Raw genomic sequence first — 15569 nt, forward strand, 5'->3', positions numbered from 1 at the left:
CGGCTTATTATCGGTGACTTCCGACAGGGGTTAGATACATCCCGCCAAACATCAAATAACAAAATTTAAACTTATTTAGGCAACATTTCTTTTAATCTTACATCTATTATAATATAAAAGAAGATATTATTTAAATGGATTTACGACAATGAAAAAGACAATAATCCGACTCCTGTATATACTACTATGCATGGTAACTATCACATCGTCATGCAGTCGTGAGGACGATGATTTGCAACTTACAGGATTGAACGGGAAACCCAGCAGCATTGGATACGATAATGATAATAAACCTAACCGAAATGTATATTTTTATTATCAAGGCGATAAACTTTCCGAAATAAAGGAACTGAAAGGTTCGGTCACAAGATTGAATTATGAGAATAACGAGTTGGTGTCCGTCGACTTCTCTCCCGAAGATAAAGAAGTGATGGACGGGCATGGATCCGTGCTGTTCAAAAAAGAAGGTCGAGATAAGATCATTATTGAATCCTGGGCAGAGCCGAGTTTAGAATTGTTCCGTATGGAAATGAAACTGGATGAGAATAATCTCCCTTTGAAAATTACAGAATCGGGATTTTATTCGTATAACGGAGCCGAAGGTGAATTCTCGAAGACCGTGGATGGATTTTATTATGCGGTATTCACGTATGAACCGTCAACGAATAATCTGCTGCGACAAACTATTTACACAAAAGACACCGATGCAAAAGTCGTAAGCTATGAGTACGAGTATGACAGCAATATGGGAGCTATTTCTGAAATAGATCTGCCACTGTGGTACTATGTTTATCAGGCGTATAGGAATAAGAATTACAGGAATGCTTACAACAGGCTTTTCTTTAACTATACCAATAACCTGATAAAAGAAACAGTCCATGCTGAAGGAACGGCCGACGGGGATATCTTTCATTACACTTATCAGTATAATCACGGAAAAATCCCGGTTTTTATGGAACACGACATTGCGGGAATTCCTTCCATTTTCATCACTTATTAAGCTCAGAATTCCTGTCTATCAATTTGATGATGGCCGGTGATTGAAGATGATCAGCGGGAGATTGAAACAGAGAAGAAACACGGACAACCAACCGGTTTATCCGTGTTCTTCTATACTATCTTTATACAACCTTTCGGAAAAAGATCGCGGTCCGTTAAGCCAGGGTGATCTCCTGATCCAGATACACATCCTGAATAGCGTGGATGAGTTCTACACCTTCCTCCATCGGCTTCTGGAAAGCTTTACGACCGGCTATCAGCCCTATCCCTCCGGCCCGTTTGTTTACCACGGCGGTATAAACCGCCTCGGCCAGGTCGCTTTGTCCATGAGACTCTCCTCCTGAGTTGATCAGTCCTATCCGTCCCATGTAGCCGTTGATCACCTGATACCGGCAAAGATCGATCGGGTGGTCGGAACTAAGTTGATCGTACATACCGGGATTCGTCTTCCCGAATTTAATGGCCGTAAAGCCTCCGTTATTGGTCGGCAGTTTCTGCTTGATGATATCCGCCTTGATCGTTACGCCGATATGGTCGGCCTGCCCGGTCAGGTCGGCTGCGCTGTGATAATCCGTACCGTCTTTCTTGAAAGCGTTATTGCGGAGATAACACCATAAAATAGTGGCCATCCCCAACTCGTGTGCATACTCAAATGCTTCCGCCACTTCCACAATCTGACGGCGGCTCTCTTCCGACCCGAAATAAATAGTAGCGCCTACTGCGGCGGCGCCCAAATTCCAGGCCTCCCTGACGGTTCCGAAAAGAATTTGATTATAGGAGTTCGGGTAAGTCAGTAGTTCGTTATGATTTATTTTAACCACAAAAGGGATCTTATGGGCATATTTTCTGGCTACGGAAGCCAGCACCCCGAAAGTAGATGCCACGGCATTACAGTCGGCTTCGACCGCCAGTTTCACAATATTTTCCGGGTCGAAGTAAAGAGGATTGGGGGCAAAAGAGGCCCCGGCCGTGTGTTCGATTCCCTGATCGACAGGCAATATGGACAAGTAGCCGGTATTGGCCAGACGTCCGTGCCCGAATAGGCGTTGCAGATTATTCAAAGTCGGAATATTCCTGTCCGAATCAATCCATAGTTTCTGAATAACATCAGGCCCGGTGACATGAATCATTGACCTTTCAACGGTTTTGCTCACGTGATTCAGGAGATAGTCGCTTTGATCTCCCAATAGTTGTCTTATAGTAGAATGTGCCATAATTTGAATGAATTAATGTTCAATAAATTTAGCCATTTCCTCACAATGACAGAATGCAAACAAGTTTGCCTTCTAATCATATTGCTTAATGAAAATGTTGATAAACCAGTATATAAATCAAACAAACGGCACCGGGATTGGTTCAATAAATTTGTACACGAATTTTCTAATGATTTTGCAAAATAAGCGGAGACACTGATATTTTCACCGCCTTTTAAACGAATCAGGGTTTGAAACCTGGAGTTTACCGTTTCAGGACAGGTGGGGCAAGAGGTGTCCTGACGGTTGTTCTTGCGGCTTTACTTCGCATCGGCTGGATAGCAGGGTCGATCCTGTCCCTGCTGTAGTAAGTGTCATAATCAAATGTTTTATTATTAATCGCCATGACCCGCCGTACAATGGCTTCACGAGAAGGTGCATTGAAATAGGGAGTGTTGTCATTCATACAACTGTTTTCTTCCGGCCGCCATACTCCTTTGCCATATAAGCCGCCGCCCTCATACAATCCAACCATTTCATAAGCGTCTTTCTCAAAGTAGTGATGCCAGTGTACGCTTTCCCGGTCATTGGTTACAGACAAATTGGCCCCGAAACTCCATATGTTGCCCTGCCTGAATTGGTCAAGCTCCAGTCTGCTGGTAGCGGGATAACTCTGGTTCGGATAATAAATATATTCGTCCAACAGCCTGCCAAAACCGTGGCCTCCGGCCTCATGATACACGATCTCTTCAAACGTATCGCTTCCCGTAGGGCATAAGGCAATGGATTTACCATCCGAATACAAAATCGTCGTTCCGGCATATACATCCAGATTGATGATTACGATAATGGTCGTATTCGCTAATTCTGGTTCTGTAAGGGCCGGGATTCTCAAAGCATAATCAAAAACCGCTTCATCATCGCAATCTATACCGGTGCTTGAACCGCCTTCTAACACACTGCTGAATACGGTGTTTCTGGTCTGCCTTTTCTGAGATGAGTTGATAAAATCGCCTTGTACGGTAGCCCCTCTTTCATCGGAATAGGCAACCACTTTGTATACTGTAAAATAATCCCGGTAAGTAGGGAAAGGTTCAATACTGAAAAAAGCACTGATGGCTTTTTCCGCTGCTATGTCGAATGGGCCGTTTTCCAGATAATCCTCCTCGATAAAACCATCGCCTACAACGACAAGGTTCACTTCCCGGGTAGCATCCGGGGCGGAATAGGTTTGATAAGTGATTATCTCTCCGTCCGGATACGACTGTGATTCCCCGGAGGTAAAATTGAAGATACTGCTTTCGCTTTCTCCGCCAAACGGATCTTTGGCAATTACTTTCCAGTAATAAGTGATCTGCTCGTTGATGTATCTGGAAGAAACAGAAACTCCGGTTTCCATTGTCCCGGTAATGGTATCATTCCAGGTCAATCCGTCTTGTGACAGGCATACAAAATAACTGACCTCATCACCGTCGGCATCTGCAGAAACCTCCCAGGAAAAGGATACCGGGAGACTTACTCCCTGAGAGCCATTTGCCGGAGTTAATAACGCCGGGGATAAGGGAGATTCATTGCTGATATCCTGGGTGATAATCAGATTTACCTCCTTATTAAAAGTGCTGAAAGCGATCCTGCCTTCTCTAACTGCACGCTCTGTATAAGGGGTCGGGATCAGGGTAATCACACTATCGCCCTCGCCTGACAGAACATCAGCTATACACCACGCAGTTTCATCGCGGAAAGAGAGCGCCCAGCGGGAGTTTGCCGTTACGATCAGTTCCTGGGCTGTTCCCGAAGTATCGAAATTGATTTCATAACTGCTCAGCGAAAAAGAGAGTGTACTTTGTGTAATGGATATTGTTTCAACCAGTGCACCGGATGATACGGAAAGGGTGGTCGTCCTGTCATTATCCGAGTAATTACCGTTTATTTTGACTGTCACGGCAGCTTCTCCGTTGCCAGTGCTCTGATCCACATTTACCCATGAATCCGCAACGGTAATATTCCAGCTTGTGTTTGACCGGATCGTAAAAGTGGTCTCTTTCCCGTCGACAGGAATATTGAGTTCACTGACGGACAACGACAGGAAATCGTCCTCATTACAGGAAAAGACAACAAAACCAACGACAAAAAGCATCGCGGCTTTTAACTTACAAATGGATAAACGAGTTTTGCCTGTCAACATGATTTTCCAATTTTATTCTGGTCATTGAACGCGAAATAAAGCCATAAATTGTTATATAAAAAATAAAATCTACGAATGACTTATTTTTATCGCCAAAAACACTTGCCAGTCAGGTGGGAGAACGAAGTTCATTTACTGATACTGTATATAGACGGGGTGAGGAGTCAACTTCATGATCTCGGGCGGAGTAAGCATCCGGTGCGGCGGATGTTTTACATCGTTTTTGTAAAAAAGTTTAAAGCCTGTAAACTGCACGGGTTCCTTGTAGACGTACTGCCTGTACGTATCGTATTTCAACTGTGGCCCTCCCCAGCCGTCCATATCGATGACGATCTGCACCTCCGGCCGGAGAACGATATCCTGATAGTCCGTCACCATTCGCCGGGTGAACCGGTGTACGACAAGTATCTTCGGCGGAAGATCGTATTCCCGTACCAGTTTTGCAAGGTATTCCGTGCAGAAATTGATGTCTCCGGCATCATACGTGCCGATCTTTTTTCCGGGCGGAGTGTCGTCTTTCATCGAAAACTCCGGATCGATACCCAGATGCACATGCGGCATTTTCAAATATCTCTCCATTAGCGGCACTTCTTCTTCCACTGTGCTCAATGCTACCTGAATATCGAGGAATAGAAGGGCACTGCCCATTTCGGCGATCGCCAATGCAGAATCGATCTGTACCTCGGGCATCCGGTAACGGTATTTCCCGTCGCTCCAGGGCGAACCCTGCGCTACGACGGCTATGTAGTGGATGGCCGGTTGCACAGGCGTATCCGGGTCGGCATCTTCCCATGCTTTCACTTCTTCGTCCAACCTTCGCCAGACTTCTTGCGGCGGATATTCTCCCAGAATACCCATATTTCTGGAGAGCAGATTCCCGTAATACGCCACCACACGTTTGTAAGGCAAAATAGCTCCCTTGAGCGGTAACGGCTGGTCCTGTACCGGCCACAGTGCGGTCGTATCACTATTGGCATTGTACAGGAGCCTTTGCCGGTATTCCGTTTCGTCAACAGTTTCCGGTTCCTCTTCCGATCGTGTGTCGGCCGGTTGTTCATCGTTCTCTTCAAACGGAATGCGGTCGGACCCGGACAGGGTCTTTGAATCGGATCTTTCTCCGCTGCATGCGATCAGCAGAAAACTACTTATAATGGATGAAATCAGGGTGCGGGTGAATGGAGTTATCAAAATATCAAACGTTTGGGTATATTGCCACAAACTTATATAAAAAAGTCGAGGTTTTATACATAAGTCAATAAAAAACTATCTCTATTATCACACCCCTAGACCATCATGGCAACACAATGGTGCGACATAATGATTGACCAGTTGCAAGCTATTGATAACAGGCGTTTAATGAAAAACAGGAGAATTACCCAACGACCTATCACAGAAGGTAATGAAAAACATCCGGCTCCTGCTGAACATCTGACGGTATCATCTGTGAACAGATAATACAAAGATCAGGGATAAAGAAACATATTTGACCGAATAATATTATCTTTGTCATGGGAGGTATTTTTGAGGATGAAAACTTATGGAAAACTATAAGACTGCAAATTACTGATTTACGGTCAATAAAATAAGATATATATTTTTAACAAGTGATTACAGAGGCAAAACCTGTTTTAATTATGTTAAACGGAAAAACAACTAAGTTTACTTGAATGTTTTTGATAAGCGAACACAGAGGAAAACTTGTTTTTACTATGTTGAGCGTAGAAAACAACTAAGTTTACTTGAATATGCCATAGCGAAAAGATAACTAATGTAATGAATGCATCCCGTGAACACAGAGTCATACAGAAGAGAATTTGAAGAAATATTCATTCAGTATTTTCCGAAAGTCAGAACGTTTGCTGCCATTCTTCTTAAATCGGAACAGGAAGCCGAAGATGTGGCACAGGATATCTTTGTCAAATTATGGGAACAACCCGATTTATGGGAAAGAAATCTTGTGAGGAACTATCTGTATACGATGGTTAAAAACCATGTTTTCAATCGTATTAAACGGAAAAATATTGAAACTGAATATATAAACTCCCAGATGAATGTGTATCCATTGGAGGAGATAGCCGAATTTAAAGATCCCCTGAACGAGATATACCTGGAAGAACTACAGCTTTTGTTGAAGTTATCGCTGGAACAACTGCCCGACAAGCGGAGGCAGGTATTCGAAATGAGCCGTTTCGGACATTTAAGTAATCACGAAATCGCAGAAAGAATGAACTTATCGGTTCGAACAGTAGAGCAACATATCTATTTAGTCTTAAAAGACCTCAAAAAACTTTTCCTTATTGCAATTTTTTTGATAAAATTTTAAGTAGTGCCCCCTTCTCGATTGTATCTAATATATAACCGGCAACTCAAATACGGCCGGATTTATTGACAAAAACGTTTTTTAGACGGATACACGAGATGGAAAACTATTTTAACAAGATTATTGAATTATTTGTAAAATCCGATGTTTCCACTTCCTCCCAAAATGAGTTTTACCGGTGGCTTACCGGGGAAAGATTTTCCGGGGAAAAAGAGAAGGCATTGCGCGGCTTGTGGAATCACATGGAGGAAGGTAACCCGGCTGAAGTTTTACCTGAAACACAGCGATCGTTGAATGATGTCCATAAAAAAATAAGACAACGTTATCGCAGAGTCAGCACCAAACTCCTCCGTTTCTGGCAGATATCAGCGGCCTGTTTGCTGATCGCAATGCTTTCCACACTGTATTTCACTACCCGCAAAACACCGGTCAGCAGCGATCTCATTGAACAATATGTGCCAATCGCCGAAATGACCCGCCTGACCTTACCCGACGGGACTGAAGTACACATGAACTCTACGGCCACCTTGCTGTACCCGGCAGAGTTTACCGGAGAAAGCAGGAGTGTATATCTGATCGGGGAAGCAAATTTCAAAGTGGCAAAAAATGAAAAACAACCCTTCATCGTAAAATCCCCCGATTTCCAGGTAACGGCTGTGGGGACGGAATTCAATGTGAGGGTGTATCCCGGCGATCCCATCTTTTCGGCCACCTTGCTTTCTGGAAGCGTGGAAGTCAGATTCAATAATCTGGAAACATCCCTGCTCTTAAAACCGAATGAACAATTTACTTACAACAAACAGACAAAAGAAGAAACGGTCAGCCAAGCCGATATATACGATGTAACAGCATGGCAAAGGGGTGAACTTGTATTTAAATCGGTAACCCTTGAAGAAATCATCACCGCCCTGGAGCGGAAATATCCATACTCTTTCGTTTATTCGGGAAATGCTTTGAAGTATGATAAATACACATTCCGTTTCAAGGGAGACACATCATTCGGGGAAGTAATGGACATCATTGCAGAGGTATCGGGCAACATAAAATACAGGATAGAAAAAGATAAATGTTATATATCACCAAAATGATCATCAATTATATAAATTTAATTTATTTACAATATGGATACATCATAGAAAAAAATCCGGAATAAAGTGGCACCTTTATTCCGGAAAGATAAAGCGTTAGAGGCATACTCTTGAGAATACGTCCAATTTTTAATCTAACACTAAGAAATAAATTTTAAAGTTATGAATTATTATTACATGAAGAAGGCAAAAATGCGATTTTTTATCTTTTTCTTCTGTTTTTTTGCTTTGCAGGCAGCCATGCATGCTCAAAGCAATACTCCAATAACCATAAAGAAAGACAATATATCGGTTATAGAGGCATTACAGGAAATAGAAAGACAGTCGAAAATGTTCGTAGCCTACAACGAGTCACAGCTGAAAAATCAGAGAACACTGGATCTACAGATAGAAAATAAACAAGTTCAGGATGTACTGGTCCAGGTGCTGAGTGGGACAGGATTCACATACCAACTGAAGGACAATTACATAGTGATTGTTCCTGAACAACAAAGCGACCGGAGGCAGGTAATAGGAACCATCACCGATGACAACGGGGAGCCGATAATAGGCGCCAATGTGGCGGAAAAAGGAACTACCAACGGGACTGTTACGGATATAGACGGTAATTTCACCCTGAACGTTGAAAACAACGCCGTACTGCATATTTCATACATAGGTTACCTGTCACAGGATATTAATACCGCCGGAAGAACCACTTTCAATATTGTTTTACAGGAAGATTTAAAAACATTGGAGGAAGTCGTGGTAATCGGTTACGGCACGGTAAGAAGAGGCGACATTACGACCGCCGTGTCCTCGGTCTCATTGAAAGACCTCGATGAACGGCCGATCACCTCTGCCGCCCAGGCCATACAAGGCAAGGCGGCGGGTGTGAATGTATATCGTCCCAGCGGTACACCCGGAGAAGAGATGGTAGTGCGTGTACGCGGCACAACCTCCTTTAACGGCAGCAATGACCCGTTGTACGTGGTGGACGGTGTCCCTGTCGACAACCTCAATTTCCTGTCTCCTATGGATATTGCCGATATGCAGATTCTGAAAGACGCCTCGTCGGCGGCTATTTACGGTTCGCGTGCAGCGAATGGCGTAGTGCTGGTCACCACCAAACAGGCGACGGCGGGAGCAAAAGTTGCCGCAAACATACAGTATGGAATGAGCCGGGTAAGCAACTCCATTCAATCGTTAAATGCCGCTCAATACAAGGAATTGATCGACGAGATCCGTCCCGGAACCATCCCCGAGGGAACAACCGACCGGACAGACTGGTTCAAAGAAGTATATGGCACGGGAATCACACAGAATTACCAGCTACAGGTATCCGACGGAAACGACAAGTTACGCTATTTCGTATCGGGAGGTTACCTCGATGAAAGGGGCGTGCTGAGTTCGGCATTTTTCCGCCGGTTCAACCTTCGCAGCAATGTGGAAAGCCAGGTACGCAAATGGCTTCGTTTCGGATTAAACCTTTCCTATTCCGATAATACGAGCAACAGCGTTACTACCGGACAAGGATCCAATCGTGGAGGCGTGGTGCTGGCCGTGGTAAACCTCCCTACTGCCGCTACTATCCGGGATGAGGAGACCGGATTGTATAACCGTCTTTTCTTCGGGCAGAATATTACCAATCCGATTGAAGAGATCGAAAACGGCAAAAACAATAAGAACAACGAGAACCGGTTAATCGCTTCGGCGAATACTACCGTCACCTTTATGCCCGAACTGATCCTGAAAACATCCTTTACGCTGGATCGCCGCAACGGCAAGGAAACAGGTTTCACCCCTCCCTCGCACGGAGCCGACAGGGACGATTGGGGAAACGCATGGGATAACCGCGTGATGAATACATTGCTGGTATTCGATAATGTGCTGACGTACAGAAAAACATTCGCTGAAAAACATAATTTTGAAGGCATGGTGGGGACATCATGGACCGATTCCAAATGGTCGCGAAGTTATATCAATGGGTCCCATTTCAAGGATGGGCATATTCAGACACTGAATGTGGCCAACAAAATTGCCTGGGACAATACGGGATCGGAGGCGTCGGAATGGGCTATCATGTCGGGATTCGGGCGGCTCTCCTATAATTACGACAGCAAATATCTGTTTACTTTCAACGTCCGCGGGGACGGTTCGTCGAAACTGCATCCCGATCACCGGTGGGGATATTTCCCGTCGTTTTCGGGTGCCTGGCGCTTATCTTCGGAAAACTTTATGCGGGATCTTACCTGGCTCGACGATCTGAAGATCAGGGGCGGCTGGGGACAGACGGGGAACCAATCCGGAATTGACGATTACGCCTACCTCCAGCGGTACAATATTACCCGGCAGGCCTGGTTCGAAAGCGGGCAGGCAAACGCCCTTCCACTGGTTATCCCGGATAACCTCCGTACGGCGGACCTTACCTGGGAAACCACCTCGCAAACCAACATCGGCTTGGATGCAACGCTGTTGAAGAACCGGCTGACCATCACGATGGATTACTACTACAAGCATACGACCGACATGTTGATGTTTGTTACCGTTCCGACGGGAGCGGCAGAGGCCACCGAGATCATAAGGAATGAAGGAGAAATGACAAACCACGGCTTTGAGTTTGCCGTGAACTCGCGTAATATGACCGGCGCATTTACCTGGGATACCGATTTCAACATTTCGTTCAACAGGAACAAACTGAAAAGCCTCGAATTGCAGAAAATTTATAAAGATGCACAGACCACGGACGCTTTTCACGGGACACTCATCGTACGGAATGAGCCGGGACGTCCTCTGGGAGGCTTCTGGGGATATATCAGCGACGGGGTGGATCCCGAAACCGGCGAGTTAATGTACCGCGATTTGAATGAAGACGGCAGGAGCAGCCCGTCGGATCAAACCTATATCGGAGATCCCAACCCGTTATTCACGTATGGATTGACCAACTCTTTTTCGTATAAAGGTTTCAGCCTGAATATATTTCTGCAGGGATCCGTGGGGAATGATATCTTTAACGCGTCCAAAGGTGATACGCAGGGGATGCATGATTTAAAAAACCAATCGGCGGAAGTATTGAGGCGCTGGCGTACACCGGGACAGATCACCGATGTGCCTAAAGCCGGCTTCAACCTGCAACCGTCCAGTTATTTCGTGGAAGACGGAAGTTATCTCCGGGTAAAAGACATCACACTGTCATACAGTTTTAAAGGAAGCATTCTGGACAGGGCCGGTATTTCACGCCTGCAACCTTACGTGACGGCCAGCAACCTGCTGACGTTCACTAATTACAGCGGCATGGATCCCGAAGTGAACCAATGGGGCAACAACGGCGCCGTACAGGGTATCGACTGGGGAACATACCCTCACAGCAGGACTTTTGTTTTTGGAGTGAATCTTGAATTTTAAATCATAAAAAAATGAAGACAAAATATATCCTATCAATCCTCATCGCTTGTTTACTGGCCTCCTGTTCGCTGGATTATGAGCCCGTAGGCCTCTATTCGGATGTAACCGAAGGTGTGAACGACGATAGTGTTCAGATCGTGTTTAAAGACAAAGCTGCATTGCTGTCCCACAGGCAAACGCTGCTGAACCTGTTCAAAAACGGGCAGGAGCACTGGTACCTTGATATGCTGCTCCTTGCCGAGTCACATTCCGATAATGCGTATGCCGGTTCGCCGAATGCGGAGACAACGCCGTTCGAGGTAAATTCCATCGAAGGATCGAATACCAACCTGAGGCGTGACTGGAACGGCCATATGGGAAATATAGCCCAGGCGAACAGGTTGATCGTGAATATCGATGAAGTACCCGATCCGGCGTTGACCGAAGCGGAGAGACGTCAGTATAAAGCGGAAGCCAAAATACTGAGAGCCATGATTTACTTCGATATGGTACGGATATGGGGAAATGTCCCGCTAATAACCACCATGGCGGGAGACATCACCTCTGAAACCATTGCCGAAGTATATCCCGCCTATTTTCCGCCTCAAACGGATGCCCTCACGATCTATAAACAGATTGAGGAAGACCTGTTGGAAGGATTGCAGTATGCTCCCGACAACGATCCGGCGGATAAGACACAGTTTTCAAAATCCGTTGCCCGTGCTTTGTTAGCAAAGGTCTACGCTGAAAAGCCGTTGCGCGATTACGACAAGGTCATCCGATATGCCGACGAACTGGCAGCGGAGGGCTTTGACCTGGTTGAAAATTTCAGCGATTTGTTCGATGTGGTGCTCATAGACCCGAACGCTCCCCCCTCACAGACAAACAGGGCGATAGAGGCAAAAGCCCGCAACACGAAAGAGACCATTTACGAAGCGCAATTCTTTCCAGGGAATGCCAGTTGGGTGACCTGGATGTTCGGCCGGCCGCTGGAAGACTGGAATAATTCATTTACATGGGCAAAATGGATCACACCCTCGCGCGACCTGATCAGGGCCTTCAGTCAACCCGAGGATAAACGTTACGAACAGACGGTTGTGTTCTATGAATGCGATTGGTCTATCTATTACCCGGCCGATAATTATGCCTTTATGTACAAAACCCGTAGTGCCTACAACAGCATCATCAAAATGCGATACGCCGATATTCTCCTGCTCAAAGCGGAGGCGCTGATCGGGAAAGGCGATTACAGCGGGGCGGCCCAGATCATCAATCAAACACGTCGGCGGGCCGGACTGTCAAATCTGTCGGCATCGGCTTCGGCAAGCAAAGAAGCCATTTTGCAGGCATACCTTAGAGAACGCCGCCTTGAATTTGCTTTGGAAGGACAGCGCTGGTTCGACCTTGTACGCCTCGACAAAGTGGAAGAAGTGATGAACGCGGTGTTTGCAAAAGATGAAGGCCGTCCCGCACAGGTTTATCCTTATACAAGCCTGTCATATATTTTGCCTATTCCGCAGGATGTGATCGATCAGAACCCGAATCTTGTGCAGAATCCGGGATATTAGTTTTTCATATAAACATAAAAAAGAACAGATATGAATTCATTATATAAACTGCTTTTCTTAACCGGGATCATTGGTTTGTTGTTCGTCTCGTGCGAAAATGATTATGGTCTGCGCAAAGAATCAACCCCGGTATTCGAGTCCGCAAGCATTAACCCGGTATCCTTCACATTCGGCGATTCGGTGACGTTGACGGCAAGAATTACTGACCCGGCTACCACGCTCACCATGCTGACCTACGAGATTGTTTCGGAAGACAGGATCATCACCTCAGGAGAAATCCCCATAGGCGGCGATGCACAAGAAGTATCGCATGCTATCTTTGTCCCGCTACTGAAGAACCAGGCCGATAATTCAGCGGTACAGGTCAACCTGATTGCCCGGAATGTTTTGAAAGGGACTGCATCGACCCGGATCACAGACCTGACCGGAAACCGTCCTGTTTATAATCAGCTTTATCTGGTTACGGACAACGGTACTGTCGTAATTCTGGAACCTCAGGCAACAGATAAAAATAAATACCAGGCCGGGGAACTGACTATCGATACCTCATTCCGGTTCAGGATTGCGGAAAAACTCAATGCCGACAACACCATTGATTACACGGGAGATGTATACGGCAATGTGAATGGAAGAATTGCGATGATCAACGAGACCGGTGAATCGGCTTTTGTGTATGCACCGGAAGCTGATTACATAAAAGAGATCATCTTCGATCATTATGGCCTCAGCATAGCAACAACCGGAAGTAATCTCAGCGACGAAGACCTGATATTGACCGTTTTCACAAGACAGGATATCAATGGTGAATCTTTCCTTGTGCTTCAGCGCTCGTTACAGAACGGAAAAACCTACTCGTTATTTAACGAACTGGCCGATCCACAGAATATTTATAATCCCGATTTTTTCGAGCGTACAGCCGACGACAAGGTTGCTTTCCTGGGAAAAACAGGGGAATACACCATCTACTACAATCCCGTTCGTAAGAACATTTTTGTAGGAGTCGACAACCCTTCGTATCCCGATTATCTGTTGGCTTGCGGTTGGGGACTGGGCTATCCGACAAATATCACTTCCGAACAAATTGCTTCGGTTTACCCAGATCATCACAGAACCCATACCGACTGGGGCTTCGATCATGTAATGAAGTACGTATTGCTGCGCCAGACCGACGAGGGGGTATATCAGGGAACGTTCTATACACCGGGCGACCATGATCACTATGCAAGTTTCAAACCGTTTGAAAATACCGGTTGGGGCAATGAAAAACAAGCGGGCAGCTTCACATTTACCGGGGAACAGATCATTTCCGGCAATAATAACTGGGATATTCCGAACGGAGAAGATGATCCCGTGATAGAATCCGCCAACTATAGGTTCACCATCAACCTGAATGACAACACAGTGCATATTGAAAAGGTAGCACTAATAAGACAAACAACCTTCAATGGAGTGAAACGTAATTAAATGTGATGAATGAATAATGCGAAGAATGAAATTTCACTTTTAATTTTTCACTTTTCACTTTATAAAATATAATCGTATGAAGTTAATATTCAATTTGAAAATGACAACACTACTGATACTGGCATTATGCTGTCTTTCCTTTTGCAGCGATGCGGGGAAAGAGGATAACAAGGGTGATAGCCCCGAACCGGAAGTGCCGGTAACCGGCGATGTGACCATGTATATCACCACCAATACCCGTTCGCAGGATTTCAAAAAACAGGCGGTCGATTTCAGTGCCAAGGATAATATGTCACCGACAACCCTCAAGCTGGAACCCGCCACACGTTACCAGACCATGGACGGTTTCGGGGCAGCCGTAACGGGATCCACCTGTTACAATCTGATGCAGATGACACAGGAGAACCGTACCAAGTTCCTGAAGGAAACGTTTTCTGAAACCGAGGGTATGGGGCAAAGCTATATCAGGATATCTATCGGCTGTTCCGATTTCTCGTTGAGCGAATACACCTGTTGTGATACGCCCGGTTTAGAGAATTTTGCCCTTACGGCGGAAGAGACGGACTATGTAATTCCTATCCTGAAAGAGATCCTGGCTATCAACCCCGATGTGAAGATCATGGGCTCACCGTGGACTCCGCCACGATGGATGAAGGTGAATAACCTCACCGACCTGCAACCGTTCAATTCATGGACCAGCGGGCAGCTCAATCCGGCACGTTATGCCGACTATGCCGATTATTTCGTGAAATGGATCCGTGCTTTCGAGGCACAGGGGATAAAGATTTATTCCGTGACACCGCAGAATGAGCCGCTCAACAGGGGAAATTCCGCTTCGCTGTACATGACGTGGCAGGAACAGCGCGATTTCGTAAAAAATGCGTTAGGGACGAAAATGGAAGCGGCAGGCCTGAATACCAGGATCTATGTCTACGATCATAATTACAATTACGACAGCGATAAGGCGGAGAATGCCGACCAGGGACAATATCCGCTGAAGATCTATGAAGACGCGGCAGCAGCAGGGTTTGTCGCCGGCGCTGCCTATCATAATTATGGCGGTAATAAGGAGGAACTGAACTTTATCCGTCAGTCGCGTCCCGATAAAGAGCTGGTATTTACCGAAACATCCATCGGCACATGGAACGACGGCCGTAATCTCGAAACCCGTCTGATCGACGATATGAGGGAAGTGGCGCTCGGTACGGTAAACAATTGGTGCAAAGGCGTCATCGTCTGGAACCTGATGCTCGACACCGACCGGGGGCCTAATCGTGACGGCGGTTGCCAAACATGTTACGGGGCTGTCGATATCGATCGTTCCAACTACACTTCCATCACCCGTAACTCCCATTATTATATTGTGGGACATCTCTCGTCGGTGGTGAA

The 15569-nt window shown here is 45.9% G+C and carries 11 protein-coding genes; 8 read left to right on the forward strand and 3 right to left on the reverse strand.

The window, feature by feature from the left end; genetic code table 11:
* Window positions 1-148: 148 nt before the first annotated feature.
* Entirely contained in the window at window positions 149-1000 is an 852-nt protein-coding gene (locus tag Q0502_RS12000; RefSeq protein ID WP_298651022.1) for a hypothetical protein, read from the forward strand.
* Between the two features lie 154 nt (window positions 1001-1154).
* Here the strand turns inward: Q0502_RS12000 and Q0502_RS12005 are convergent, their stop codons facing one another.
* The 3 genes from Q0502_RS12005 to Q0502_RS12015 form a co-directional block, all read right to left on the reverse strand.
* The gene (locus Q0502_RS12005; RefSeq protein WP_298651023.1) at window positions 1155-2213 is read right to left on the reverse strand and encodes a class I fructose-bisphosphate aldolase; all 1059 of its coding nucleotides are present in this window, start codon (window positions 2211-2213) and stop codon (window positions 1155-1157) included.
* A gap of 244 nt (window positions 2214-2457) precedes the next feature.
* Window positions 2458-4377: a M64 family metallopeptidase gene (locus Q0502_RS12010; RefSeq protein ID WP_298651025.1), complete on the reverse strand. Its 1920-nt coding sequence runs from the start codon at window positions 4375-4377 to the stop codon at window positions 2458-2460.
* A gap of 132 nt (window positions 4378-4509) precedes the next feature.
* Window positions 4510-5565 carry a hypothetical protein gene (locus tag Q0502_RS12015; protein WP_298651027.1) on the reverse strand — a complete coding sequence of 352 codons (1056 nt, stop codon included), beginning with the start codon at window positions 5563-5565 and terminating at the stop codon, window positions 4510-4512.
* Window positions 5566-5670: 105 nt separating this feature from the next.
* Between Q0502_RS12015 and Q0502_RS12020 the strand changes: the two genes are divergently transcribed.
* The 7 genes from Q0502_RS12020 to Q0502_RS12050 form a co-directional block, all read left to right on the forward strand.
* A complete protein-coding gene (locus Q0502_RS12020; protein WP_298651029.1) occupies window positions 5671-5832 on the forward strand; it encodes a hypothetical protein in 162 nt (53 codons plus the stop codon).
* Between the two features lie 322 nt (window positions 5833-6154).
* A complete protein-coding gene (locus Q0502_RS12025; RefSeq protein ID WP_298651030.1) occupies window positions 6155-6700 on the forward strand; it encodes an RNA polymerase sigma-70 factor in 546 nt (181 codons plus the stop codon).
* Window positions 6701-6795: 95 nt separating this feature from the next.
* Complete coding sequence (locus Q0502_RS12030; protein WP_298651032.1) at window positions 6796-7785, forward strand: FecR family protein; 990 nt, start codon at window positions 6796-6798, stop codon at window positions 7783-7785.
* 177 nt (window positions 7786-7962) lie between these two features.
* Window positions 7963-11169 carry a TonB-dependent receptor gene (locus Q0502_RS12035; protein ID WP_298651034.1) on the forward strand — a complete coding sequence of 1069 codons (3207 nt, stop codon included), beginning with the start codon at window positions 7963-7965 and terminating at the stop codon, window positions 11167-11169.
* An 11-nt stretch (window positions 11170-11180) separates the two neighbouring features.
* Entirely contained in the window at window positions 11181-12716 is a 1536-nt protein-coding gene (locus tag Q0502_RS12040) for a RagB/SusD family nutrient uptake outer membrane protein (protein ID WP_298651036.1), read from the forward strand.
* 30 nt (window positions 12717-12746) lie between these two features.
* Complete coding sequence (locus tag Q0502_RS12045) at window positions 12747-14180, forward strand: hypothetical protein (protein ID WP_298651038.1); 1434 nt, start codon at window positions 12747-12749, stop codon at window positions 14178-14180.
* Window positions 14181-14256: 76 nt separating this feature from the next.
* Window positions 14257-15569 (forward strand): glucosylceramidase (locus tag Q0502_RS12050; protein ID WP_298651039.1); only part of this gene is annotated, 1313 nt, incomplete at its 3' end.

It is taken from the genome of uncultured Proteiniphilum sp., assembly GCF_937873925.1.
In the GTDB taxonomy this organism is placed as follows: domain Bacteria; phylum Bacteroidota; class Bacteroidia; order Bacteroidales; family Dysgonomonadaceae; genus Proteiniphilum.

Bases quoted from the DNA above. Each gene is read 5' to 3' on its own strand.
- Q0502_RS12000 (WP_298651022.1), top strand. From the start codon at position 149: ATGAAAAAGACAATAATCCGACTCCTGTATATACTACTATGCATGGTA.
- Q0502_RS12005 (WP_298651023.1), bottom strand. From the start codon at position 2,213: ATGGCACATTCTACTATAAGACAACTATTGGGAGATCAAAGCGACTAT.
- Q0502_RS12010 (WP_298651025.1), bottom strand. From the start codon at position 4,377: ATGTTGACAGGCAAAACTCGTTTATCCATTTGTAAGTTAAAAGCCGCG.
- Q0502_RS12020 (WP_298651029.1), top strand. From the start codon at position 5,671: ATGGCAACACAATGGTGCGACATAATGATTGACCAGTTGCAAGCTATT.
- Q0502_RS12025 (WP_298651030.1), top strand. From the start codon at position 6,155: ATGCATCCCGTGAACACAGAGTCATACAGAAGAGAATTTGAAGAAATA.
- Q0502_RS12030 (WP_298651032.1), top strand. From the start codon at position 6,796: ATGGAAAACTATTTTAACAAGATTATTGAATTATTTGTAAAATCCGAT.
- Q0502_RS12035 (WP_298651034.1), top strand. From the start codon at position 7,963: ATGAAGAAGGCAAAAATGCGATTTTTTATCTTTTTCTTCTGTTTTTTT.
- Q0502_RS12040 (WP_298651036.1), top strand. From the start codon at position 11,181: ATGAAGACAAAATATATCCTATCAATCCTCATCGCTTGTTTACTGGCC.
- Q0502_RS12045 (WP_298651038.1), top strand. From the start codon at position 12,747: ATGAATTCATTATATAAACTGCTTTTCTTAACCGGGATCATTGGTTTG.